General features: G+C 44.6%; 18 protein-coding genes and 1 pseudogene. 12 read left to right on the top strand and 7 right to left on the bottom strand.

Annotated elements, in window-relative coordinates; translation table 11 throughout:
• Nucleotides 1-315: 315 nt before the first annotated feature.
• The 5 genes from OXB_RS08175 to OXB_RS19435 form a co-directional block, all read right to left on the bottom strand.
• Nucleotides 316-2,784: an S-layer homology domain-containing protein gene (locus tag OXB_RS08175; RefSeq protein ID WP_041073336.1), complete on the bottom strand. Its 2,469-nt coding sequence runs from the start codon at nucleotides 2,782-2,784 to the stop codon at nucleotides 316-318.
• A 17-nt stretch (nucleotides 2,785-2,801) separates the two neighbouring features.
• Nucleotides 2,802-4,238: an S-layer homology domain-containing protein gene (locus tag OXB_RS08180; protein ID WP_041073338.1), complete on the bottom strand. Its 1,437-nt coding sequence runs from the start codon at nucleotides 4,236-4,238 to the stop codon at nucleotides 2,802-2,804.
• Between the two features lie 262 nt (nucleotides 4,239-4,500).
• Entirely contained in the window at nucleotides 4,501-6,162 is a 1,662-nt protein-coding gene (locus OXB_RS08185; protein ID WP_144399666.1) for a hypothetical protein, read from the bottom strand.
• Between the two features lie 127 nt (nucleotides 6,163-6,289).
• Nucleotides 6,290-7,432 (bottom strand): polysaccharide deacetylase family protein, encoded by a 1,143-nt coding sequence (locus OXB_RS08190; protein ID WP_041073340.1) that lies wholly within the window; start codon nucleotides 7,430-7,432, stop codon nucleotides 6,290-6,292.
• Between the two features lie 96 nt (nucleotides 7,433-7,528).
• A complete protein-coding gene (locus OXB_RS19435; RefSeq protein WP_041073342.1) occupies nucleotides 7,529-7,720 on the bottom strand; it encodes a sporulation histidine kinase inhibitor Sda in 192 nt (63 codons plus the stop codon).
• Between the two features lie 475 nt (nucleotides 7,721-8,195).
• On the opposite strand from OXB_RS19435, the gene OXB_RS08200 reads away from it, so the two are divergent.
• Both OXB_RS08200 and yhdJ read left to right on the top strand, forming a co-directional pair.
• Complete coding sequence (locus OXB_RS08200) at nucleotides 8,196-9,062, top strand: FAD synthetase family protein (protein WP_052483924.1); 867 nt, start codon at nucleotides 8,196-8,198, stop codon at nucleotides 9,060-9,062.
• Between the two features lie 133 nt (nucleotides 9,063-9,195).
• Nucleotides 9,196-10,110 carry an adenine-specific DNA-methyltransferase gene (yhdJ, locus tag OXB_RS08205; protein WP_052483925.1) on the top strand — a complete coding sequence of 305 codons (915 nt, stop codon included), beginning with the start codon at nucleotides 9,196-9,198 and terminating at the stop codon, nucleotides 10,108-10,110.
• Nucleotides 10,111-10,135: 25 nt separating this feature from the next.
• Here yhdJ and OXB_RS08210 read toward each other — a convergent pair whose 3' ends face one another.
• Nucleotides 10,136-11,206, bottom strand: coding sequence for a hypothetical protein (locus OXB_RS08210; RefSeq protein WP_041073344.1), 1,071 nt, complete (start codon nucleotides 11,204-11,206; stop codon nucleotides 10,136-10,138).
• Between the two features lie 179 nt (nucleotides 11,207-11,385).
• Here OXB_RS08210 and OXB_RS08215 point away from each other — a divergent pair, with 179 nt between their 5' ends.
• The 9 genes and pseudogenes from OXB_RS08215 (at nucleotide 11,386) to OXB_RS08260 (ending at nucleotide 22,078) form a co-directional block, all read left to right on the top strand.
• A complete protein-coding gene (locus OXB_RS08215; RefSeq protein ID WP_144399667.1) occupies nucleotides 11,386-11,937 on the top strand; it encodes a DL-endopeptidase inhibitor IseA family protein in 552 nt (183 codons plus the stop codon).
• A 288-nt stretch (nucleotides 11,938-12,225) separates the two neighbouring features.
• Nucleotides 12,226-13,362: a M20 peptidase aminoacylase family protein gene (locus OXB_RS08220; protein WP_041073348.1), complete on the top strand. Its 1,137-nt coding sequence runs from the start codon at nucleotides 12,226-12,228 to the stop codon at nucleotides 13,360-13,362.
• 314 nt (nucleotides 13,363-13,676) lie between these two features.
• Entirely contained in the window at nucleotides 13,677-14,513 is an 837-nt protein-coding gene (locus OXB_RS08225) for a GNAT family N-acetyltransferase (protein WP_041073350.1), read from the top strand.
• Nucleotides 14,510-15,622: an o-succinylbenzoate synthase gene (gene menC / locus OXB_RS08230; RefSeq protein ID WP_041073352.1), complete on the top strand. Its 1,113-nt coding sequence runs from the start codon at nucleotides 14,510-14,512 to the stop codon at nucleotides 15,620-15,622. Before OXB_RS08225 ends, menC begins: the two co-directional genes overlap by 4 nt.
• 23 nt (nucleotides 15,623-15,645) lie before the next feature.
• Complete coding sequence (locus OXB_RS08235; RefSeq protein WP_052484178.1) at nucleotides 15,646-16,497, top strand: MurR/RpiR family transcriptional regulator; 852 nt, start codon at nucleotides 15,646-15,648, stop codon at nucleotides 16,495-16,497.
• Between the two features lie 138 nt (nucleotides 16,498-16,635).
• On the top strand, nucleotides 16,636-18,093 hold the full coding sequence (locus OXB_RS08240) for a M81 family metallopeptidase (protein ID WP_041076499.1): 1,458 nt from the start codon (nucleotides 16,636-16,638) through the stop codon (nucleotides 18,091-18,093).
• Nucleotides 18,094-18,228: 135 nt separating this feature from the next.
• Nucleotides 18,229-19,626 carry a sodium:solute symporter family protein gene (locus OXB_RS08245; protein WP_041073356.1) on the top strand — a complete coding sequence of 466 codons (1,398 nt, stop codon included), beginning with the start codon at nucleotides 18,229-18,231 and terminating at the stop codon, nucleotides 19,624-19,626.
• Nucleotides 19,627-20,409: 783 nt separating this feature from the next.
• Nucleotides 20,410-20,999: pseudogene (locus tag OXB_RS08255) on the top strand (enolase C-terminal domain-like protein).
• A gap of 17 nt (nucleotides 21,000-21,016) precedes the next feature.
• A complete protein-coding gene (locus OXB_RS08260) occupies nucleotides 21,017-22,078 on the top strand; it encodes a YkvI family membrane protein (RefSeq protein WP_041073360.1) in 1,062 nt (353 codons plus the stop codon).
• 104 nt (nucleotides 22,079-22,182) lie between these two features.
• Here the strand turns inward: OXB_RS08260 and OXB_RS08265 are convergent, their stop codons facing one another.
• Complete coding sequence (locus tag OXB_RS08265) at nucleotides 22,183-23,559, bottom strand: DUF6612 family protein (RefSeq protein WP_041073362.1); 1,377 nt, start codon at nucleotides 23,557-23,559, stop codon at nucleotides 22,183-22,185.
• A 416-nt stretch (nucleotides 23,560-23,975) separates the two neighbouring features.
• Between OXB_RS08265 and OXB_RS18395 the strand changes: the two genes are divergently transcribed.
• Nucleotides 23,976-26,765: an S-layer homology domain-containing protein gene (locus OXB_RS18395; RefSeq protein ID WP_052483926.1), complete on the top strand. Its 2,790-nt coding sequence runs from the start codon at nucleotides 23,976-23,978 to the stop codon at nucleotides 26,763-26,765.
• Nucleotides 26,766-26,886 lie beyond the last annotated feature (121 nt).

Here is a 26,886-nt window from a genome sequence, read left to right on the forward strand (position 1 = left end):
TTTATTAAATGTTCTATCCTTTTTCCACTCCGCAATATTTTGACTCTACTTCACAACGATTCATCCAAACTTCTAAACGAATTGTCCCGACCTTGCAACGTTTCATACCGACTCCGAAACGTATTATCCACCTCACAACAATTCATACCAACTCCGAAACGAATTGCCCTCACCTCACAACGTTTCGCTCCAAGTGCGAAACGCAATGTCGCCACCTCGAAACGATCGACCCAAACTTCGAAACGCTTTCCCATGCCTATCCTGGCTCAGTCCAAAAAAGGTTCCAGCGCCCACGACGCTGGAACCTTTCTTCATTTATTCAAAAGAAATTGGAACTCTCCGTGAACCGACCAGTTTGCCGTCCCGGTCGAATGCGAGGAATTCGCCTTCGGTGTATAAATCAAAGTGGGTGATTTCCCGGACCGGCTTATCCAATCGGAATATGTCTTGTCCTCTGCCGTACATTTCATAATCGACCGTGCCGTGGTTCGAGTGGAACCGCACGACCACTTTTGCGATTTCTCCGCAGCCTTCCCGGACTTCCGTAATCATCCGGACTTCCGACCCGGTTCTTGTGATGGAAGGAGAGAAGAACGTCAAGTCGGATGCTCCACACGTCGGCGGTGGAGTGCCGCATGTGATGGCGGCCAAAATGGCTTGATAAGCTGTCGTTATTTCACTGCTTTCATTGATATGGAAATAGTGTCCGTCTGTATCATTCGCCAACTTTTGTAATAATTTCTGATTGACGTTTTTTCCAAGACCAATTGTAAAAATCGTAATACCTTTCTTCTTTGCCTCTGCAATCTGATTCAATACTTTTTGTTCATTGGATTGTCCATCCGTAAGCAGGATGGCGTATTTACGCTTTCCATTGGTGGAGTCAAATTGTTGGAATGCTGTACTTAATCCGGTTGCAATGTTTGTACCGCCGGAATGCCCAACTTGACCGAATTTGCTTTTAACGGAAGGAACAGTTCCTGTCGCTAAATGGGTTCCAGAGTGATTGAATTTAACGCCAGTATTCCAAGGTGCCAGTACTGCTTCAATGAGTTCTTCAGATTTCGTTATCCGGTGATCATTCGGATCATTTCGCTTCATGCTTCCAGAAGCATCTAAAATGAACGCGACTTCCACATCATCCGCTGAACAGCTCGCATTGTATCGCAGCGGCGGTTCATAAACTAATTCGAGGCTATGCTTTTTATTCAGCAGCGGCGCAATGTCACTTCTATAACGTGAATTGTCAGGAATAATTTCGGCTGTAATCAAATCACGCAAAATTTGCGTGGAATTTGATGGGGTCACAGTGAATCGTGCGACTCCGTTCGAAAATCTCACTTCGCTAGGCAAACGGGCGCCTTCCATGGATTGGAGTTTTAGAGATCCATGGAAGCCTCTGATAATTTCGTTGCCAGGAAGTGCAAGCGTTGCCTTTACATTGTAGTACGGCATTTCGGACGTTTTCACTTCTTCATATTCCATTCGCAGTTCCAGTTCCGGGACATAATTCAGTTCAACAGATACCGGTTTCGAGTAACATGTCATATTGGTTTGATTTGAATTTGTAATATGGAATGAAATTGTGTCAGTCTGCGCTGTCTTCACAGCTGGTGCAGTTACTTCCACAGTCACTTCCGGTCCGTCCGAGGAAGTCGCCGTGCTAGTGCGATAAACAGTACTAATTTTGTCCAATTTAGCGCGGATTGCGGCCACTTCCGCGTCGGCAGCTTGTGCAATTCGAATCGCATCGTTGACATCGTAGGCGGAGGTAGTAGTCGACAGTTTTGCTCTCTCTACATCCTCCCACGCTTTCGATGCTCTAGCTTGGGCGTTGATCAGTGCATGTTCATCCGCACTGTTGTAAACGGATGTATACCATCTATTACCAAAGTTTCCGTCGTCCAGCTTCGCTCCAAGTTCCGATGTCACTTTGAACGACAACGAATCCTCATGAGCAATCGGACTTCCGTTGCAATCCAACAGCGATATGGTGACGAATGTGGAATCGACTCCATTGGCGACCAATGTTTTCTTCTCGATGTCCACTTCGACGTTCTGTCCGTTCGCCGGCCCGTTTGGCAGAACGGCACTCGGCTTGCCTGGTTTCGGCTGGAAGACGACAGTGCCATCTTCCTTGAAGTTCGGCGGTGTCGGATTCTTGCTGTTGTCACTGCCGGTTGCGCGTTTGGAGAGACCGGTTATTTCACAGGGGCCTTGCTTGGATAGACGATGCAGCAGGACGATCGCTTCCGCGCGTGTCAAGTTGAGCTTCGGACCGAAGTCCTGGTAATCATTTTTGCCTGTCGCTCCATTAGCTAAGTCGTTCTTATACAAAAACTGCACCGCTTCAGCTTCGCTTAGATCAAATCCTCGGTAAGCGGCGATGGTGCGCGCGGCTTGCCCTTTTTTGACAGGCAAGTCACGTAAAGATGTGTTGTAATACCCGTTCAGCGGGAGTTGGCGTTGTTGTAAATAACGGTAATTGCCGGACGCCTTATGCTCACCGGGATTCGCCGCGATTGAGTTCGGCGAAGTACAATCAAACCCGACAAGCAAGCCGGCCCATTGCGCTTCAGTGATCGAGCGCTCAGGTGCAAATGTGCCATCGGGATATCCACTGACGAGCCCTTCCCCGACTGCCCATTCAATGGAAGGGGACGCCCAATGTCCGGCTTTGACATCATTGAACAGTGGGGCTGCACCCGGTGTCAGTGGAACCATCGACAAGAGCAATAGGGACATTAACAAAATGGAACCAAACTTCTTCAATTTACGGGACATTTGAAAACATCCTTTCCTCAGTCAAAAAACAGCATGTCATCCCGGTAGTTTTGCTTCAAGTCATTCTCCAGGAAATCCAAGAAGCGTACCGTAACAGCCGCCGCTTGGGCACGGGTCAACGGTTCATTCGGGTTGAAGCGATTGAATTGATTCCCCGAAACGAGGCCGAGTTCCGTTGCGACATAAACGCTGTCTCTTGCCCAGTTCGGAATTTTATGGTTATCGACGTAATTGGTACGGTAGCCGGGACTTGGTGCACGGCCTTCCATGCCGAGTGCCCGGACTAGAATTGCCACTGCCTGAACGCGGGTGATCGGCCCGTCCGGATTGAATCGATCCGGTGTGACGCCTGTGATGATCCCTTTTTCGACGGCGCTCTCAATATAGCCGTAGTCCGGATCTTTGACATCCAAGTCGTTGAAAATCGCTTTTTTCACAGTCCTCTTCTTGCTTTTTGGATCTTCCAGCACCCGGATATCCACAGCCTTCAGAACGCCGACTGTATATTGATAGCGTTTCATCGGTGTATTGGGTGAGAAGAATTGGGTGGATTCATCGAACACACCAAGGGAATAGAGTTTTTCGATATTATCTTTCGCCCAATGTTTCGACAGGTCGCGGAATTTCGGAACAATGAGCCGTTCAATCTTCGGAACCAACTCCTTGTTCAAATGAACAACCCCTTTTCCCGCACCGAACGGAATATCATAGGAATATTCACTGAGCATATTGGATTTGCTGATGACTGCATGTCCACCCGTGAAACTAGAGAGGGAAGGATCGTGCGGCTCGTATTGCAGCACTTTGGATTTGCTGTCGGACACTTTGCTCGTTACAAACGCTTGACCACGATTCGTTTCAATCTGGAAATCCATGAGCTGGGTTTCGGTAGCACCCCAGAAGTTTTCATAGCCCATATTGCGTCCGCTCATGTGAACCTTTATCGTATGTTCTTTCTTATCGGCGTCGACATGCTTATAGATTTTTCGGCCGACGACATTTCCCGAATAATAGTCGGAAGCGGGACGGTTATCGCTGACCAGCCCTTGAGAGAGTTGGAAGTCGGCCAGTGTATAACTTTCCTTGCCAATCGTCACTTTTTCAGAATAGCTTTTGACCGCAGTTTGAGCTGTCGTTTGCCCTTTGTCTTCCCGTTCATCCACTTCCGCCTCGTACACGACGCTTCGTGTCAGCTTATAGCCTTCGGGGCTAGTCAACGTAAAACGGTATGTATTCGTCAACTTGTTTTTGTTCAGTTTTTCCGAAACCGTCGCTTTTCCTGAGAACTTAATTGGATAGCCTGTTAGGAAAAACACTTCTTCATACATGTATTCATTCTTCACTCCACCGTTATAATCCAACGGCTTCGCTTCCGCTTGCGGTGCAAGGAGGAAGAGGGACAAGAGAACTAAGAGGCTGAAAACTGCGTTGCGTCTTTGCGATAATAAAGTCATAATGTTGAATTTTCACCTTTTCCTTTTGAGATTCGATTTGGATGAAAACGGGGTAGAGAGGACCGGGCCCTCTACCCCGCAAGTGTGAATCCGTGCTCATAACTTGGAGCTCGCGCTCATACCTCGTGGATCTGTGCTTATAACACGAGCTGTGCGCTTATAACTTGAACTCTGCGCTCATAATATGTGGGCCCACGCTCATATCTCGTGGATCCGCGCTCATAACCCGCGGCTACTCGCCCATACCCCTCCGCTTTCATCTTTAATTCACCAACAGAATTCGGCCTTTGACTCGGCTTTCATGAAGGACATAGATACGGTCGCCTTGTTTCAATTGGGAAGCTGGAATCACTTTCCCATCGCGGATCAGGGTCGCTTGTTTGATGTTCATATTCGTGATGGCTGGCGCTTCTGTCCATGAGGAGCCCGCTTGGCTGACATTGCGGATCCTAATGTTTTTGAAGTCGGTAGTGTTGAAGCCATCGAATCGGCCGACTGAGACGAGTGAATCGATTCGTGGGCTCGTAATTCTTCTTTCTAGTAAATGCGCTGCTACAACATGTCCATCCGCCACGTAGAAATAACCATACCTGCCATTTACATAGGAAGTTGAGAAATCGACATGCGGGATGACGGTCAACACTTCGTCCCTGAAATCTTCGACAGCGGATGTGTCATTACTATAAGATAACTGGATGGATGGAGCGTTTGTCCAAGCGTTGTCCGACAACTCTAACACGTCCGTCAAGGTTAGATCATACGGAGTCGCATAATGGATTTTTCCGAAATAGATCTGGTGACCGACAAGGCTTGGACTTTGGAACCCGTCATTCGTAATATGGACGACATTGGCATAGTCGTGTTTTGTCGATCCTTCCGTAACGACAAACGCCTTTCCGCTCGATTGCAGGCTGATTGGGTCGATCAATCGACCGTTGCGGATCAAAATCGTGCCGTCGTGGAAAGGAATTTTCCCGACACGGTCGAACGAAATCCATCTGGCCGATGTATTGACAGCGGTCATGGATTCATAAAAAGTCCGTTCGTTTTTCTTTTTGATGATCATTTTCTCGATGACTTCTTTGCCGAATTGGCTTACCGTCGCAAAATAGACATCGTGATTGGCGTAGTGCCGAAGCTGATCTGGTTTGATCGGTTGATTGCCGACGTAGATCGGGATGGTCGGGGAATAGCTGTAGTAGCTATTGCTTCTATACGTATTCGGGTACCAACCCCAATTTTTGAAAATCATTTCATCTCGGAGATAAATCCGTTTACTGATCGGATCAATCCGGGAAATCTTCCCTTTATAAAGCGATTCAACTTTGATCCCTTGGACGATGACATCGATCGATTCGATAGTATTCGTATCATATTCAGAGAAGATGAGTTTTACCCGATCCCCTTCATACAACACGCTAAGATCCATCAAAGTGGTTCCTTTGAACACTTCTGTCCGGCTGTTTATATAATAATTTTTCGCTTGGCCGTTATCCAAACGGATTGACAAGGATGCACCTCCAGGATCCAGTCGGGTCACAGTGCCGATGACAGTTTTATCGCGATGCTCGATTTGGGCGGGCGCGGTTCCCGTTTTCCCATGGAGCGTTTTGACGCGGCGCAAGTTCACTTCGGCCTCGACTTCCATCCCCAGTTTGAACGCTTCGATTTTCACGGGGACGGTGTCTACGTACAGATGAGCGTATTGATCGATATTCAATGTAGTCGTACGCCCATTGTCGTTTTTGATTGTGATGCCGGACAGCCTTTTTTCTGTCGTGTCCTTATCGATTTGCACTTCATCATAATTCACGTTGACGAAGGTGCCGCTAATTGTGGAGCTCGCTTTGGCAGATTGGGGAAGCATGAAGCTCATGATGAAAATACTCATCAAAGCGAGCAGTATATGTATTCTACTAAACAACGACAACACCTCAGTTTTTGGATTAGGTAATTTGGGCAATACCTTCTGATATATATATCGGCCAAAGCGGTCAGTTTGTTACCTCTTTTTGCTCAATGAAAAAACCCCCGCCAAATGCGAGAGTTTTTCATTTACCTTCCAATTTATTTGCGAAGTCTTTCAAGGACATGCCTGAATGGACGCGTTGGCGATTAAGGGAGTAGAGGGAGTCGCCTTGGAAGACGTTTCCTTCCTCAATCGTGTAAGCACTCGTGATGCCGGCTGCCTTTAATGCCCGGACAGCTTGCGGCCCCCGTTTTCCGTAGGGATACGCGTGGGCGATCACGTTTGTTCCCAAAATGCTCTCGATGCTGCGGTTTGCTTGCAGGATGTCCAGGAAGATTGCTTCTTGCGATTCCGATTGGAGATAACTTAAATTGGTTTTCGAATTAAACAGGTGAAACGCATGGGTATGATTTTGATAAGAATAAACATCTTGCGTACGGATCAAATCTTCTTCCGATACCATGCCGGGCCGATTGATGCGGCTTGTGATAAGGAAGGACGTCGCTTGGAGCCCGTGTTGTTTCAAGACAGGGTAGGCCAAATCGATCGTCGATTTATAGCCGTCATCGAACGTGATCAACACAGACTTTTTCGGCAAGGTCTTTTTCTTTTGCACCCATAGCTCGAGCTCGGCGGGCGTAATGGTTGTCCAATGGTTGCGCTTCAAGTACTCCATCTGCTCTTGGAACTTGGCGAGTTCCAATTTGGAGACGTTTTGATCTGTCTTGGTGAGGACGATGTCATGGTATGTGAGTACGGGGATGCCCATTTCAATCTGCACCATGCTTTTATGGATATATCCCGTGGATCCACCAATGACAATTGGAAAATAATTACCTTTCTGGTGTTGGGCCTGGATCATAATATTCGCTTGGATACTGCCTATCGCCTTTGCTTTGACAGAGGGCTTTTCCAAGATCTCGGCGGTCTTTACCGTTTTCAGCCGGACGGGATGTGATCCTTTCAAATTTTGCGGTTCGCTGTTTACGACGACAGCCCGCATTTTTGAAAACTTGACTTCTTCATTTCCTATGACGGTATGGTAAAAACGGTCCGATTCTTTGAGGGCCGTATGGGTAGTCCCTTTTTGAAAAACGGCGACTTTCTGCTTTTCATTGAATACGGGAGTCGTTTCTGTAATTTTCACTGCTCTGGCTTCCGATGCCTCAGCCAAATTCGGCAAACTCCATAAACAAAGAAGCAATAATATGACTACTTTCTTCAACTCTTTCCGACTCCTTTAGTAAAATCCAACTTTCTCATCTTAGTCGGAAAGAGCTAGGAAGGCAACAGGGTATTGAAGAATAGCAGTAAAATATTGTTAATGCGACGGAGGAGTTGATTGAAAGTGAACATAATCCAGATCGACGTTGCTGCTTAATGATGATGGCACAGTCAACAAGGAACGACGTCGCATTTCATTTTCCAACATTTCGATGAAATCAGGATGCAGCTTGATATTCTTTGCTTTTATATAGGATTCGATAAGTAAATCATTGGACAGTTGGATCATGCGAAAATCTCCTTTCAATTCGTCATAATTTATGTTCATGGCAAATAGAATAGTAGATGACTCTTTCTTATCTATAATCTACCAAATAAAAGAATTAGGAACAACCGTTCTTTTATCCACACGATGCCGTGGATAACCTGTTCCTAATTTGTTCACATAGCCCACAAACCTATGGAGGCATTGCGGGATAATGTGAACAAAGTTATCCACAGGTGTGGGGAAATGCGAATTTTGTCGAAAAGTTTCTAGTCGAAGGATTAGAATATTTCATCTTCATGGAATTTTACAAAAGAAAAAACTTGAAAATATTAAGAAATGATGTATATTGGTAAAAAGATAGTGAAGCTGATTTACTTCATGAGGAGGAAGCACTCCTTCTCATTTACCTAAGTAAATAACCAGCTATATTCGATTGTCGAAGAAAGGGCTTCGAATTGTCGGGTATAGCTTCTTTTCGTTTTAGGAGGGGTTTCTTATGGAAGTGATTTTCATGGACAAACAAAATATCGGGGTATGCGAGCCGGCAGTTCTCGCGTTAGGATTTTTCGACGGGGTACATATCGGCCATACGCGGCTGATTGAAAAGGCTGGAGCGATCGCGAAGCGGGATGAATTGCAATTGGCGGTGATGACATTTTACCCGCATCCAAAAGAAGTATTGGCGGGGCAGAAGTTCGATTATTTGATGTCGTTGGAAGCGAAGATCGACAAGATGGAGAAGCTTGGGGTGGAACGTTTGTATGTCGCAAAGTTCACGAAAGAATTCGCCCAGCTAAGCCCGGAACAATTTGTGCAAGAGTATATCGTGGACAAGCAGGTCAAGCATGTGGTGGCAGGTTTTGATTACACGTATGGACATATGGGGAAAGGGAATATGGATATGATGGAGCGGTTGGGAGAAGGCCGTTTCGGTGTAACCGTGTTATCCAAAGTGGTGGTGGAAGACCGGAAAATCAGCTCAACTTATATCCGCGACCTTCTGATTGAAGGAGAGGTGGAGTCCATTAAATCGTATCTCGGCTCGGAATATGTCACGCGCGGCATTATAAGTGCAGGCCGAATGTTTCCGAAAGAACACGGCTATTGCCTGTTCGATTTCATCTCCACCGAGGGGACCATGCTTCCGAGGGAGGGGATCTATCGGATCGAATGGGACCGGAATGAACAGATGGAAGCCGCGCTCGCCATCGTCTATGCGAATGAAGAGAATGAGAAATCGGTTGCCATCAAAGTGAAGCAAAGTAAAGGTACTTTTCCTGACCAGTATCCGGTCGCCTTCAGATGGCTGGAGCTGCTGGAAAGTGGAGATCGGGTAGCTGAGAAGGAAATTATGTATAGTTGATGTGAAAGTTCCAAAAGCCTTCGTCAGTAAAAGGAAGCGCTTGCATTTGCGGATACTTTTTTTCGGGTCCCCCCTACCCTTTATTCACCTCCCCACTTTAGTGTAAACTAAATTGGATAGGAGGTTGTGTTCGATGTGGAACACTATTTTCAATAACTTGGAATTTCAACATATGAATAATGAGATGAGCTTCGTCGCACAAGGCAGCAGTTTGGAGATTTTGCGTAAAATGAACGAGGCTTCGGTCGATTTGATCTTTGCGGATCCTCCCTATAACATCGGGAAGGATTTCGGGAACAACAAGGACTCCTGGGCGGATGTAAAGGAATATATCGCGTGGTGTAAACAGTGGATCGATGAATGCTTCCGCGTTTTGAAGCCGACAGGGACATTTTATTTCATGACGGCGACGCAGCATATGCCTTATTTGGATATATACGTGAATGAAAATTATCATGTCCTGTCCCGAATCGTGTGGGCTTACGATAGTTCCGGCGTTCAATCGAAGAAAATGTTCGGCTCTTTATATGAACCGATTCTTATGGCGAATAAATCCGCGAAAGACCATTACACATTCAATTATGAAGATATTATGGTGGAGGCGAAAACGGGGGCTCAACGGAAGTTGATTGATTACCGGAAAACGCCACCGCAACCTTACAATACGAAAAAAGTGCCTGGAAACGTCTGGGAGATGCCGCGGGTCCGTTTTAAAATGGAGGAGTATGAAAACCATCCGACCCAAAAACCAGAGTCGTTGCTCAAGCGGATCATCCTTGCCTCCAGCAATGAAGGGGATGTCGTGCTCGACCCGTTTTCCGGTTCGTTCACCACATCTGCCGTAGCGGTCAAGTTGGGCCGGAAGGCGATCGGAATCGATTTGAATGAAGAATATTTTAAAATCGGCATCCGTCGGACGGGCATTGCAGATGCGTATGAAGGCGAACCGTTGCAGAAGGATAAAAGCCGGAAAACGGCCAATAAATCGAAAAAAGACCATTCGGAAGGTCCCGACGATCCGAGATATATTCAAGGAGCCCTCTTTTGAGAGCTCCTTTTCAATAGTGGATGATTCAGTCCAGATTATATTCCACTTTACATTGCATGACGAGTTCGTCCAACAGGTACCCAAGCTTGTTATCCTGCATGATCGCTTCCAAGTAATGCTTCAATGTAGGGATCGTGATGATTTCCTCAAAACATGCAGTGTATTTGGAGCGGACGGTTTCATCGGGATAGAGTTCATTCGCCTGCTCGATAATTCGTTCCATCGCTTCCGCAGGCATCATTTCGGTTTTGACAACGAATGTAAGCGGAAAGTAGTTGAGTTTGGCTATATCGAGGAAGTATTTCTTGAAATCCAGCACTTCCGTCACTTGGTAAATACGACCTAACGGCTTCATAATGAAGTCGACACCGCCGTCATTCGCATTCGTTCGGCCCGTTTTGTACAGCGTTACAGGGACCTCTTCCAGCTTGTCTTTCGTTTTGCCGATGAACATCGTATCGCCATCATGGAAATATTTCGTCAGACAAAATGAGACGATTTCAAATATCCGCGCATCGACCATCGGATTCAATAGACCGACGATGAAGTCATGTGATGCGACGGGGTCTTGCTGGTAATTGTCTTTATGTTGGACGCACGCATCAAAAAACGTATTGAAGTTCTCCAACTTCAATTCCACATATCGATCGATAATGGCGACTACATCTTTGGCGATATTCACGTCGCCTTTCCTGAGCAGTTTTTCGTTAATCCAATAGCGTTTTGTTATTAAATTTCTCGTAATCGGGACCTCACCAAGCGACGGGAAAAATTTCCGGAATTCATCATTGCACCGACTATTGAGCGCGTGGTTCTGAAGCTTTTCTCCAAAGGGAAGTTCGCGTTGCCGTTTGAAAGCATCGCTGAACATCATCCCCTCATAATCGGCGTACTTTTTATTCTCCAAGAAATCTTTGTTCAAATAATCTTCGATGAGCACATACAAGGCATAAAGATTGGCGAAAGAGCCGCGAGCCTTGCTTGACGCTTTGACAGAGCCCGTTTTTTTCTCAAGATATTGGATCAATGGCATTTCATATATAGAATCGTCCTTATTTCCATAAGTTTCGTTCAAATATTGTCGAATGAAGCTCAAGTGGAATCCTTCTTTCTACTGATAGTATTACGTGATTATACCATACCAGACGTTCACTTTTTCCGGCTTGTGCATATACATGATGAGGTTGGATGGGTAGGGGATTAATTGAAGAAAGTTGAAACCTTTTTCCACCTTCCAAGTCTAATTGAACATCACAGGGGAAGGGATGAATCGTTTTGAAGAGAGTATGGATGATGGGGTTGGCGCTGCTAGTGGTATTCTTTTTTTCATTTCAAGGGGCTGGGATGGCTGCGCCGAAAAACAATGACGAGTTGACTGCGGAGAAGGCGGTAAAACTGGCGGCGGACTGGGCAGCTATGAAAAGCTTGGTGCAAGCGGGAGGCCATTATAAAGAAGGAGAATATAAAACGTTCACGTACAAAGGCACGTCGTACCGGTTCATGGCAGGGGATTTGGACAGTACGAAGGAATTGATGACGGAATTGGAAAAGTCACTAACGAAAAAAGCGGCCCGACAATATGTGAACGACAGTGGGTTCATCCGCTACAAAGGGAAAGTGGCGCAAGTCGAAGCGGATGGCGGCTCTCTGTTGGAATGGAACAAAGCGACGGCGAAGGAACTGAATTCATTCAAACATAAAAAAGTGTTCGAACTTCATGTCCCGATGGCGGGGATGAAGGAAATGGATGTTTTCCAAGTCACCTATGAATATGGGAAGAAATCAGGCTGGCGCCTCAGCGAGTTGCCGGTCCTTGTCGTAAAGTGAGTGGGAGAGGCCTTGCCGGATGATGGCAAGGCCTTTTTAGGCGTTGGGGTTGGAGGGAATCGTCGTGGCAAAAATCCGAACTGCCATGGGGCTTCTGCAAACTGTGAGGACAATGCCCGAAACTGTCATGGCTCATGGGAATTGTCATGGCCAAAGTTCAAAATGTCCAAGAAAAATGCCGTCGTCTGTCCCCGAAACCGTTCCGGATGAGAAATAATTCAATAGAAGTCCATTTTACGATATGATTTAATGTAACAAGTCAATATGGAGATAAAGGTGGAGTTCTTGATGAAGGAATTGATTCAACAAATTCAGTCCGATGTGAACGAGATTTTTGACCATTTACATACCAATCCGGAAATCAGTTGGAAAGAGGTGGAGACGACCCGTTACTTGAAAGAACGATTGGAAGCGGAAGGGTTTGCAGTGTCGACTTTCGATGATATGACAGGGCTTGTTGCGGAAATCGGGACGGGCGCGCCTTGTATTGGGTTGCGGTCTGATATTGACGCGCTCTGGCAAGAAGTCGATGGCGTCTATCAGGCGAACCATTCTTGCGGGCATGATGCGCATATGACGATTACCTTAGGGGCGATGCTCTTATTGAAAAAGTTAGGGATACCGAAACAGGGACGATTGAAAGTCCTGTTCCAACCCGCAGAAGAAAAAGGGACCGGGGCGCTTGCTTTAGTCAATAAAGGGGTGGTTGATGATATCGATTATTTATTCGGCCTTCATATGCGGCCGATCCAGGAAATTCGTCATGGCTATGCAGCACCGGCCATCCTGCACGGCGCTGCTAAGACGATCAAGGGAAAAATTATCGGGACGGAAGCGCACGGTGCAAGGCCGCATCTCGGGCAAAATGCGATTGAAGTGGCGGCCATGCTTGTGCAAAGCATCCATGCCATCCATGTCGATCCCGTCGTTCCACATTCTGCGAAAATGACGATGTTCCAAGCAGGTGGTGAGTCGAGCAATATCATTCCAGGGACCGGCGTCTTCAGTTTGGATTTGCGCGCCCAAACCAATGTCATCATGGCCGAATTGGAGGAGAGAGTGCAAAATGCTATCCGATCGGTGGCATCCCTCTTCGGAGTCGAGATTGAGTACGAAGCATCCGAAGCGATTGCCGCGGCGGAAGTGGATGATAGTGCTGTGCAATTAATGGCACAAGCGATTGAGGACACGCTCGGAACTGATTTTGTGAAGGAGCCGATTGTGACACCGGGCGGAGAAGATTTTCATTTTTACACATTGAAACGTCCGAATATCAAAGCGACGATGCTTGGATTGGGCTGCGATCTTGCGCCTGGCCTTCACCATCCGCAAATGTCGTTCAACCGGGATAGCCTTCTGACGGGGATTGAAATCATGGCGAGAACGGTCATCCATGCGTTTGAGCAATTGGAAAAAGAAAAGTAAATGAGATTTAGCCTCTTACTGACTTGGTAAGAGGTTTTGATTATCTTTGAGCTAAGTTCTTCATACGTGCTATCAGTTCATCATTAATCATACAATACATCCAACCTGAAATTTCTGAAAAGTTGTTGTTTTCTGTCTCACGTTGTGATATGTTAAGTAACAAACATCATTGAAGTTTAAACTTCATTATTAATAAACATAAAGTATTTCCTTCGCGGGAGATGATAAACTTATAGTGTCGTTGGAGGAACTAAGTCAGCCTATTAAAAATATCAAGGGAGTAGATTTTTGATTGTGGAAGGAGTGGACGGAGAATGACGAGGGAGTTGGAAGTTCGCCTCATGAAAACGAACGATGAAATGCGGCTCGTCCAAAAACTGGAGCGGGAGGTATGGGGGATGGAGCCGATTCCGACCCACCAAACCGTGACGGCTGTAAAAAATGGCGGTATCATGCTCGGGGCATTCGACGGAGAGAAAATGGTCGGCTTTTCATACGGTTTTACTGGTTTTTCAAACGGACAGACGTATTTATGCTCCCATATGCTCGGCGTCCACCCGGAATACCAACTTATGGGGATCGGGAAGCTGTTGAAAGACGAGCAGATGAAGACGGCGAGGAACATGGGCTATGACTTGATCACATGGACGTTTGATCCGCTTGAAAGCCGGAATGCGTACCTCAATACTTCAAAATTGTACGGCATTTGCGACACTTATCTGGAAAACTGTTACGGCGAAATGGATGACGGGTTGAATAAAGGGTTGCCTACCGATCGTTTCCAAATCTCTTGGTGGATTACTAGCGAAAGGGTAACGGGAGAATGGAACCCTTCCATATCTGAATATCATCGGCCGTTTGAAGTCGAAGAATCTAAAAACGGGAATCCGGTCCTCCGGTATGACGAAGTTGATGTGGATTTGGCACGTGATGGAATTGAAGTGCCGATTCCTCAACATTTCCAACTCATGAAAGGGAGCGAGCCTGAATTGGCAATGGATTGGCGAATGAAGACCCGAGCCATATTCCAACAATTATTCGCAGCAGGCTATGCAATAGTCGGAGTCAATCGCACATCGGGTCATGTGCATTATTATCAATGTGTCAAAAAGTCTTTTATTCCAATCAAACCTAAAGGAGAAGTGCAATGATTATTAAAGAAGTGAACATCCGCAGAATGAAAATGAAGATGAAACACCCGTTTACGACAAGCTTCGGAACAATGCAGGAAAAAGAATTTCTACTAGCGGAAGTGAAGGACGAACTGGGTAATTCCGGTTGGGGTGAGTCCGTTGCGTTTCACTCACCTTGGTACAACGAGGAAACGATTGAAACGAATCTGCATATAATAGAAGATTTTCTGATTCCGCTCGTGCTGGAAAAAGAAATAGGGTACCCAGATGTAGTGAATGAGCTGTTTGGGTTCATCCGCAAAAATAATATGGCGAAGTCGACAATCGAAGGTGCGATTTGGGACCTGTACGCGAAGCGCAACCAATTGACGCTTGCGGAAGCATTGGGCGGAAAAGCAGATAAAATTGAAGTCGGCATTAGTATCGGAATCCAAGAGAATGTAGCTGATTTGGTGGAAATAGTCCGTGGTTATATAGAAGAAGGATATAAACGCATCAAAGTGAAGGTTAAACCGGGCTATGATATTGAAGTTCTCCGCGAATTGCGGAACCATTTCCCGGATGTCCCGTTGATGGCGGATGCCAATTCGGCGTATACGCTTCAGGATATCGATCTACTTAAGCAGTTGGATGAATTCAATTTGACGATGGTCGAGCAGCCGCTCGCATCGGATGATATTATCGACCATGCCACGCTGCAAAAAGCCATAACAACACCGGTCTGCCTGGATGAAAGCATCCACTCTCTGGAGGATACACGGAAAGCGCTGGAACTCGGAAGCTGTAAAATCATTAATATTAAAATCGGCCGGGTCGGCGGTTTGACTGAAGCAAAGAGAATTCACGACTACTGTATGGAACGCGGCGTGCCGGTTTGGTGTGGCGGCATGTTGGAATCAGGAATCGGCCGCGCACATAATGTAGCACTAACGACATTACCGAATTTCATCTTACCTGGGGATACGGCAGGCTCTTCCCGTTATTGGGAGGAGGACATCATCTCGCCGGAAGTCGTCGTGGAAGATGGCTATATCACCGTTCCGACCGCTTATGGAATCGGCTATGAGCCGAATCTCGAAATAATGGACAAATATACGGTGGAAGAAATGAATTACACGGCGGAATAACAATGGTAAATGGGGTTGAGAAATTGGAAGACTATCAGGAAAAGGTTAGGGGACACTATTACAAACTAAGTAATAGTACCAAGAAAGTAGCGAAATATCTATTAGACTTTCCACAATCATTTGCCATGCTATCTGCAAGTGAAATAGGCAAGGAAATTGGAGTAAGTGAAACAACGGTTATTCGTTTCTGTCATACCTTAAAATACAGCGGCTTTAGTGAGCTCCAAAAAGAAGTTAGAGACAATCTCATAAGTACAAAAAGTAGCTTACACAACTTTCGGGAAGATAAGGAGACCATCACTGGGCCTGGTTTATATTATCAATCTATAAAAAGAGACCAAATGAAACTAGAGAGAATGATGGAACAATTAAATGAAGAAGAGATTCACATGGCAGTTGAACGTTTGATTGAGTCAGAGCATGTGCTTGTTTCGGGGATGCGATCTTCCTATGCTTTTGCGCATTGGTTTAGTTTTACACTAAATCTCATGCGAGGTGATACGCATATGTTTCAAGCTGGCACCGACGACGTGATTAATCAATTACTAAAATTAAATGCAAAAAGCACGTTGTTTGTAATTTCTTTTCATCGATACTCCTTGGAAACAATCAAATTTGCTGAGCAAGCTAAAAAACGTGGAACATTTATAATTGCAATATCCGATTCAGCGTTCTCCCCAATAGCGGAATATGCGGATCTTCATTTGCCTATCCAATTACAAATGAAATCAACAATCGATGTTGCACCCGCTGTGATTTCTTTACTGAATGCGATTCTCGCGGGAGTTTCCATCCACGATAGCAAGAGGTTTCAAAAGAGAAGAGAGGATTATGATTCATTGCATGTGGACGGCTTTTTTTATCCAAGAGTTTGACATATGGTGAATTGTTAGGTACGGATGAATAACCATTAAAAGTTATATATTTTTTTTAGCGATTGTTGAAGTGAAAACTTCAGAAGTTGAGAAAAAGCATTTAATACTTCATATAGTAAAGGAGAGAAGAATAATATGATGAAAATATTTATCGGTCAATTTGTGCATGAAACAAATACTTTTGCGGCTGAGCAGACTACAATGGAAAATTTTAAATTGTGGGAATGGGATAAAGGGGAGGGGATATTACAAAAACATCGGGGTGTAAGGGATTATTTAGGCGGCATGATAGACCGAGCAGAAGCGCTTAAACTTGAAATTATACCAACGATTTCTGCAATGGCTTATCCTTCAGGAACAATAACGAAAGAAACATATGATGAGATAAAAGAGGAGCTGATTAATTCACTCAAAAAGCATCAAGCAGATGCTCTATGTTTAAATTTACATGGTGCTGGTGTTGTGGAAGGCATTGACGATATGGAAGGGTATTTATTAGGTGAAATAAGAAATGCCGTTGGATACGATATTCCGATTTTGTGTACGTTAGATTTGCATGCAAATCTAACGGAAAAGATGGTGCAAGAAGCCGATGTGTTGCTAGGGGTTAATTTTTATCCACATACAGATTCTTATGAACGTGGAATGGAAGCAATTGATCTTGCTATAAAAATGTATAAAAAAGAACTGAACCCTGTCATGCATCTAACGAAGTTGCCGCTGATTATCCCCACATCTACAACCAATCTATCGCCAGCAAAGGATATAAATGAGATTTGTTGGGAATGGGAAAAAGAGACAGACGTAGTGGATTGTACATTTTTTCATAGTTTTCCTTATACTGATATTCAGCATGTTGGAGTTTCGGTATTGTCTATTACAAACGATGATCCAGCCCTAGCTGCAAAGGCAAGTGAAGATGTGGCCAATCAAATTCTATCAATCAAGGAGCGGTTTTTCCAAAAAACTTTGTCCCCTCAAGAGGGGTTGGAACAAGCGTTGCAGCTAGAGGGTCATCCTATTGTCATTAATGAGACGTCGGACAACCCAGGTGGAGGTACGCCTGGTGACGGAACCTACCTTTTAAGAGCGATGCTTGATATGGGGTTGGAAAATGCTTGTTTTGCTTTTATTTATGATAAGGAAGTTGCCGACCTAGCCCATGAAGCAGGTGTAGGCGAATATATCGATATTAAATTAGGGGGGAAAACGGATAATTTGCACGGAGAACCACTATCCGTAAACGCTTATATCAAAAGTTTAACAGATGGAGTGTTTTATCAATCTTCTCCCATGTGGCAGGGGCTGAAAAATGATTTAGGGAAATCCGTCAGATTGCAGGTGGGTGGCGTGGACATTATTGTTTGCTCCATTAAATCGCAAGTAATGGATGAGCAAATATTTTTACTGCATGGTATCGATATTTCGAAATACAAAATTGTTTGTTTAAAATCTAGTCAACATTTTAGGGCGGCATTTGAGCCCCAAAGTGCAAAAATAATCACTGTAGACTCGCCAGGTTTAACTACTATTGATTTTACATCGTTTGATTATAAACATGTTCTACGTCCTATTTATCCTCTCGATCAAATGTAAAAAAATAGGTAATTTCACTTCGGTTCCACAATAAGTCGGGCTGTTTAAAATGGCCCGGCGAATTGCTTGCATTTCTCTTTGGAATGCGTATCAACTATTCACATTAATGAATAAAAAAGATTGGAGGAATTGAAAATGTATGTAACAGCAATTTTATTATATATTGTGTTCATTGTAGGTATTGGTATTTTTTATAAACGTTATGTAAAAGGCATAGAAGATTTTGCTTTAGCAGGCAGAAGCCTAGGGACCCCTGTTTTGTTGGGTACTCTGTTCGCCACACTTGTCGGTGGAGCAACTGTTGTAGGTTATACAGGTAGTTTTTATCTAATGGGGCTAGATTGGTGGTTTAGTGCAATTGGTGCAATACTGGGTATCTTGGTAGCTGCTATAATTCTGGCTGAAAAATTCCGTAAATTCGAACAATTTACAGTTCCAGATATGCTTGCAATGCGATATGATAATCGCTCTCGGTATGTCAGCGGGTTTATGATTATTTTTGGGGATATTGCTGTAGTAACTGTACAGATACTTTCGATGACTGGCATTATGGTGGCGTTTTTAGGGATGGATAAATTATTTGCCATGTTAATTAGTGTCATCGCTTTCACCCTTATCACATTCTTTGGGGGCATGAAGGGCGTCGCCATTACGGACAGTATTCAAGCCATTCTGATATTCGGCGGATTATTTTTGGGAATGGCAGTCCTTTACTATATGAATGGAGGATTTGGGGTCATATTCAATGCTTTGCCGGATGGGTATTTTAAAGTCTTTACAAGTACGAATGCTTTGGGTGCTTTTAATATGGCTATTGCAACTTTTGGAACAGCCGCTGTATCCCAATCCATCATTTTTGCCAGAGTATTTTCTGCAAAAGATAGTAAAACTGCGAAAAGAAGTTTGTACTTGCTGATTCCTACAGCGTTCTTCGGCTTTTTATTTGTTTCTCTGTTAGGCTATGGTGCGAGGGCGATATTGGGTCCCGATCTCCCACCGGATCAGGTCTTCCCGCTTGTGGTGACTGAGCTGTTACCCCCATTCGTTGGTGGTGTTTTATTGGCAGTCGTTATCGCGGCTATTATTACATCTACGAACTCAATATTACTTAGTGCCAGCGTCAACTTGTCCCGCGATTTCTATCAACAAATTGTGAAAAAAGATGCTTCCAGTAGAGAGTTGAAGACAGTGGGGCAAACTGCTGTTGTAGTATTTGCGCTTATAAGCTTTGCTTTAGCTTATTTAATGCCGGACATTGTAACAGCCATCGTCTTCGCTTATACGATGTACACTGCAGGTTTATTAATTCCAATGTATGTAGGTTTTTTATGGAAAGGCGCTACTGCTACGGCGGGTATGTATTCTATCATTGGAGGCGGCGGAACTGCCCTTATTTGGTATATACTAAAACAGCCATTCGGGTTGCCACCAATGATTCCCTCTTTGATCGTATCCTTAGCAGCGATTATTTTTATAAGTTTGTTCACTAAAAAGCCGACAAAAGAGCAACTACAAGTTTTTGACGTAAAATAAGTTCTTTGCTAGCGTAAGAATTAACTGTACAAGAATTTATGTTTTCGAGGATGAGAGAGCAATAGAAGTTGAAGATGCGGAAGCTCGCTTTTCTTGTAGCGGAGGGAGAAAGCCTAGTCTATTTTTTGTGAGTGTTAATCATAAATGGCAGTGTGATGATGCAATATGAAACGCTAAAGTTGAAATTGGTCTCGTTAGTTAATAATTTTTGCGGATCTATATCTTTGGAGGTAAGAGATAGTAGTGGCGAGCCTATTTTAGCTTACAATGAACGAGATGTACCCGACAGCCAGCACGATCAAAGTATGTGTAAAATAGTTTCGGTGAATATTAATAAACGGAGCAAGGCTTCTATTAGACTTGCTCTGTATTCAATTATTCAGCGGAACTTCCTCCGCGTTGGCCATTGCTTTTTAAGTTTTCAAACCATTGTTCCATCGAAAATTCATTTTTGATGACATCTTCAGTAATTTTGATTTTTTTATTATTGTGGTTCGTATATTTGACAGAAGGTCCCGTCTCAATAGAAAGATTAAAATCCTCGACATTCAGTGTGAAGTGAACAATTCCTGATATGCCAGCTGCTTGAGCAAATCGATATCCTGAAGTGTATACGCTTGGCACCCGCCATCAACGGAACATCCAGAAAATGGTTCCGTAATTCGCAGAGGATGCGTTTACACCCTTTTTCCACATATCTCTGGACCAATTCAACCAAGTCTGCTTTATTCTCTTGGATTTCGATGCTGATACAGACTTCGATTTTATCCGCTTTTCCACCCCATGCCTCCGCTAGCGTCAGTTGATTGCGTTTCGCGTACAAGTCCCCCAAATCACACCTTTGATCTTCGAACTCTTTTCCCATTTGAATTCAACCTAACTATGGTCGAGCAGCCGCTCGCATCGGATGATATTATCGACCATGCGACACTTCAAAAAGAGCTGGCGACTCCGGTCTGCCTGGACGAAAGCATTCATTCCCTGGAGGATACACGGAAAGCATTGGAATTGGGAAGCTGTAAAATCATCAATATTAAAATCGGCCGGGTCGGCGGGTTGACGGAAGCGAAGAAGATCCACGATTACTGCATGGAACGAGGTGTGCCTGTCTGGTGTGGCGGGATGTTGGAATCAGGGATCGGCCGCGCGCATAATGTAGCACTAACGACATTGCCGAATTTCATCTTACCTGGGGATACGGCAGGCTCTTGCGCAAGGTGTACCTGTATTGGGAAGAGGACATCATCTCGCCGGAAGTCGTCGTCGAAGATGGATATATCACCGTGCCGACCGCTTACGGAATCGGCTATGAACCGAACCTCGAAGTGATGGACAAATTCACGGTGGAAGAAATGAACTATACGGCGAAATAACAGAAGGGGGATTTTCCATGAAAAAGAGTTTCCAAATCGGGGCTGCGTTCATTGGTTTGATTGTCGGTGCAGGGTTTGCTTCAGGTCAAGAGATTTTGCAGTTTTTTACGAGTTTTGGTTATGCCGGTATTGCTGGAAGTCTCGTGGCCACCGCACTTTTCGCCTTTATCGGGATGAATTTGACGCAGTTGGGGAGCCGGTTGCAGTCGGCTTCTCATAAGGATGTCATCTATCATATTTGCGGTCGATATCTCGGTGTGGTTGTAGATTTCATTATTACATTTTTCTTGTTTGGCGTAACGGTCGTCATGTTATCGGGCGCGGGAGCCATCTTTGAGCAGCAGTTTGGGATTCCAAGCATAATTGGCAGTATTGTGGTGACTGCTCTGGCAATATTGACTATCACGCTGAATGTGAAACGGGTCATTGCGTTGATCAGTGCAGTGACGCCATTCCTATTAGTGCTCGTTATCATTATCATGGTTTATTCCTTGATGAATTTTGATGCGTCTTCGGCTGAGATTGCGGCTGCTGTTGAACAACAGAAACCAGCTGCGGCCAACTGGATATTAGGGGCGCTCCTTTACGTGTCGTATAATATCGCAGCAGGTGCATCAATGTTGACAGTCATGGGCGGCACGGTGAAAGATCAGAAAGTGGCGGGGTGGGGCGGCATCATTGGTGGAATCGGCCTTGGACTTCTTATTTTATTAATCAATATCTCGATGTTGACTAGATTGAGTGAGATTTCAGAAGTTCCGATGCCGATGCTTTTTTTGGCCAATCAAATGTCTCCCATCATCGGCATTATTATGACGATCGTATTGCTCGGAATGATTTACAATACGGCAGTGGGGATGCTCTACGCGTTCACGGCACGCTTGATCCAACCGGATACCCCGAAGTTTAAAGGGTTTGCCGTCCTGTTTGGTGTCGTGGCGTTCGGTGTCAGTTTCATTGGATTCATCACCCTTGTTGGCACAGTCTATCCGACGATGGGGTATTTAGGATTTACGTTGATCGGGGCGATTGTATTGGCGTGGTTTATGAAAAAGCGAAGAGTGGCGGACAATCGGTAGGAAGCGAAATGGTCCGACTTTCGGTATTCGGAACTGCAACGTAAAATTCATTACCATCCATAAAAAATGGAGCGAGTCTCATAGCGGACTCGCTCCGTTTTCAATTATTCAGCCGGAACTTCTTCCGCTGCCCATTGCTTTTCAAGTTCTTCAAACCATTGTTCCATTGTAATTGCATTTTTGATGACTTCCGCTGGAACTTTGATTTCTTTTACGTTGTTGTGGTTCGTGTAGTTGCCGGAAAGGTCCATTTTAAGGGAAACATCTACATCGTCAACATTCATTGTGATATGAATCGCACCCGACATGTCAAGCGGGAAAAGAGTTGCCTTGTCATATGTGGAAACTGTGTAGAATTCCTTGATATCCAAATTCAGCATTTCCAATAGACCTTCCAGATCTTCGAATGGCAATTCTTCTTCGATGACCACTTCTTCAACATCTTCTGCTGCTGCTTCTTCAGTAGCTTCTACGGATGTTTCTTCAGTAGTAACTTCTTCATTCGTAGCTTCTTCTGTAACTTCTGCACCTTCAACCATTACTTCAGAGCCAGCCGTGCCGAGCATGTCAGGCAACAATGCAGGCAATAGTTCCATTGCTTCGGACATCATTTCTTTGAAATCTTCTGTCGTGATATTTTGGACGACTACGTAAGAATCTTCGTATTCAAAGACGTGAATGCCTTTCATGAACGTCTTGAGCAGTTCAAATTGCTCCAGCATATTCGCGCTGTCCAGTTGTGCTTCAAGAAGTTCTTTTGACATTTCATCTTTCACCCAAACGCCATCCATCTGTTGGTAAACAGCGTCTTCCGTGAAGTACATTTCCATGTCCATGTCTTCTTTTTCACCATCAGCCTGCATGAGCATGTTCATCGCCATGTACATTGCCATTGGTTTTTCGATGAAGTCCATTTTCATATCCATTGTCATGTCCATGGAACCGAGTTCTTCTGTTGAAGTTTCCAGGTTCATATCCATGACCATGTCAGCGGAAAAGCTGTTCAGCTCCGCTTCCATTGACTTTTTCAAGAACGCTTCCACGTCTTTCACGCGGTTTGTCGTTACGTTGACTGTTTTCTCATCTTCTGATACTTCAACGTCAAATCCTTCCAAGCTGGATAGGAATTCGCCAGAAATATAGTTCCCTGCGTTTTTCAACGTCAATGGGAATTCTGCATTTGCTTTCTCACCATTAATTTGGATATTTTTAGCGGCAGCATTGAAATCGACTGTCAAATAGCTGTTTGTGACAGAGACCTGTCCGTTTTTCCCTTTCGTAACTTGGAAACCTGCTTCATCAAACAAGTTTTCAATTGGAATGAGGACATCACCGTGAGACATGAAAGGCTGTTCATAACCATCCACTTCCACGCCGTCAATGATGAACTTCATTGCGTCCGTATTCGCATGAGTTGCTGTTGGCAATGCTAACGAAAACAGCAGGGCAAACGCAAATAACCATGATGCGAGCTTCTTCAAATGTAAAACCTCCAATATAGTATTTTGGTAAATCTTACTTACTCCATTAGTAAGTATATAAATACTTACGTAATTTTACCAGAAAGGTTTCATGGAATTTCGAGTTTTTCTTTATCTTGTGATAGAAAAAAGAACTTTTAATAGACTTGGCATCCATATCAAGTCACCGGTGGTTGTTCGGAGGTGTGGTGTCAATGCGCATCAACTGGAATATTAGCATTGATTTTATAGAGCCGTAGAAGACAATTATTCGCTTATACTATTCTACTAAGCCTTTTGAAAATCCTTCTTTCTAGCAATCTAGATTTTGAACCCACCAAAAATTGGATTGTGGTAGAGGAAATCGGACATGCTACGATAACGGTGCATCGCCAAATTCAGTTTGGTGGGCAATTACATACCTTGGAGGTTTGGAAATGAAGAAAGCAAGTTCTCACAAAATACTACGAGCTACATTGGCAACAACCGTAGCGACAGGGGCACTCGTTTCGGCTGCACCGGTATTCACACAAGCGGCTCCTACGTTCTCTGACGTAAAAAATATTCCGTCTCACCATTTCTATGAAGCAGTCACAAGTTTGGCAGAACGCGGCGTCATTAATGGATATGAGGATGGCACGTTCCGTCCGGGTCAACATATCAACCGGATGCACGCGGCTAAAATCATGGCACTCGCACTTGGACTGGACACGGAAAACGTCAAAGATCCTGGATTCACTGACGTCAGCAAATCGAATCCTTACTACGGACATATCGCAGCTCTAGTAGAGGCGGGAATCATTTCAGGTTATGAAGATAACACTTTCAAACCGACAGCAAACCTTTCACGGGCACATATGGCAAAAATGATCGTGCTCGGTTTCAAATTCGAACAAGAGAAGCTTGGAAACTTGCCATTCACGGATATCAACAGCAAGCAATGGCATGCGGATTTCATTCAAACTCTTTATTCCAATAATATTACGACAGGTACGACACCAACGACATTTTCGCCAAGCGCGCTTGTCACTCGCGGTCAAATGGCTTCCTTCATCTTCAGAAGCGAACAAGCGACACAAGAGCCGGAAGTGGACCAAGACAAGTTAGCGGTGGAAGCGGCAGCAGCTCAATTGAAAGCTGGAAATGTCGTCGTAGCACGTGGCGAATATGCGACAGCTGAAAATAAATTGGCTGCCGTCCAATCGTATGTCAACGGCCTTGTCACAGTCGAAGGCGTGACAGCAAAAGCAGCAGCAGGTGCAACAGCAAACGAATATGTCATCACATTGGCAAAAGGCGAAGCGGCAGTGGAAAAAACGATTGCCGTCAACTTCGAATTCGCAGCGGATGATCGTTTCGTGACAGAAGTGGAATCATTGAACGCTACGCAAGTCCAGGTTTCATTCAGTGCGGCAGTGGATAAGGAGTCTCTTTTCGAGAATGGAAAAGACGGTGCTCTTAAAGCGGCTGTTTCCTTGAGATCATTGGACGGCGTCAACGCAGGTCAATTGACCGGTGAATTGAGCGCCGATGAAAAAACACTTGTCGTCACTGCAGCCAACCCGCTATCGAAACGCTATGACATCAAAGTGGATGGCGTGAAAACTGTAACAGGTGCAGCGGTTGATAAATATGAAGCGACAATTACAATCGCAGAAGATAAAACAGCTCCGGCTATCGTAGGCGTTGAAAAAGTTTCCGCATCCGTTGTAAAAGTTAAATTTACAGAGCCGTTAAAATCTCTCGGAACTGTTTCGTTTAAGTTGGCGGATGGAACTCAAATTGCTGCTAATGGCAATGGAGTCACAACATCGTTCAACGCAGGCGATTCTGAAGCGACCTTCACTATCGGAAGCGATGTGAAAGCAAATGAAGAAGTTGTTGCAACGATTATTGGTGCGAAAGACCAAGCAGACAACTTGATTTCACCAAATCCATCTACAGTTTCCTTCACGAAAGGTGCTGCGGACGGAGTAGCTCCGACAGTAACTTCCATCACGCAAGCTGGAGCAAAAACGATTGCCATCCAGTTCTCTGAGGAACTTATTGCTGCGCCAGCCGTTAAAGTGGACGGTTATACGAAAACAGCGGTTAAAGATGAAAAGAATCCTACTACCTATACAGTAGAAACGGATAATGTATTAGATGGTGCGAAAACAATTGCCGTCTCCAATTTCACTGACCTAAGCGGGGAAAAAGGAAAGGACTTCAGCAAAGTCGTAACATTTGTCAAAGATGCCGATGCGCCAAAAGCCGTTTCCAGCCAAGTGGTAACGGATAAAAAAGATTTGAAAGAGTACTTGGAGATCACGTTTGACAAAGATGTAGAAATCAGCGAATCTTCGACAGTCGACGTTACAGCTGGGTCATATATCAAAGACTTCGTTACAACGAATTTGGTAAATGATGACCTTGCTCCGAAAGCTGTTGTTTATAAAGATGCAAAAGATAGCAAGAAGGTCGTCCGTGTTGCGCTTGGAACATTGCTTTCCGGCAAAGACGTGGAAGGTGCTTCATATAAAGTGGAACTCGAATTCGCTAATGTGAAGAGCGCTGCAGGCGAAGCGGCAACTACTGCGAACGCTTCTTTTGTCCGCGGTAAAGATGGAAAACCGGAAACAGAAGTCAAAATTGAAGTCGCTGATGTTGTTGCCGGCGACACGAATGACTCCGTCGTAGTTGAATTCAATAAAGCGGTCGATGCGGCAACAGCTACAAACGTTGGAAACTATGCAATCGATGGCACAGTGGTTGAAACTGCAACTGTGAATTCCGATGACCTGAAGAAAGTGACATTGAAATTGAAAGCTGATTCCAACACGTTTACTGGTGAGCGCAATGTCGTCATCCAAAACGTGAAAGCAAAAGGCTCCGCAGTGGCTATGGAGAAATACGAGGACACTGTGAACCTTAAGGAAAACGTTGCACCTACTATTACAAAAGCTGCACTGACAGGCACGAAAGAAATTACAATCACTTTCTCTGAAGCGGTGACTGATGCTTCAAACGCTATTGACTTCTCCTTGTTAGTCGGTGGAAAAGAAGTTTCGAACACTGTAACTACAAGTGATGTAACGAATAAGACTGTAAAAGTGAGCTTGAATAAAGCTTTGACAGCTGACGAGCTTGCAAAAGGATTAGAGCTTAAAGCAGTTGATACAATCGATGTTAAAGACGCAAGCGGCAATACAGTCCGTCTGCCTCTTACAGTAGCGGTTGAACAATAATCTCCCGATATAAAATTTAGTTTCTTCTATAATAAAGGACCGTCCCTTGGATCATTTCTGATTCGAGGGACGGTCCTTTTTAATTCAAGACAAGAAATTGAAAAAAATGTTTGCATGTTTT

The organism is Bacillus sp. OxB-1 (genome assembly GCF_000829195.1).
Classification (GTDB): Bacteria; Bacillota; Bacilli; order Bacillales_A; family Planococcaceae; genus Sporosarcina.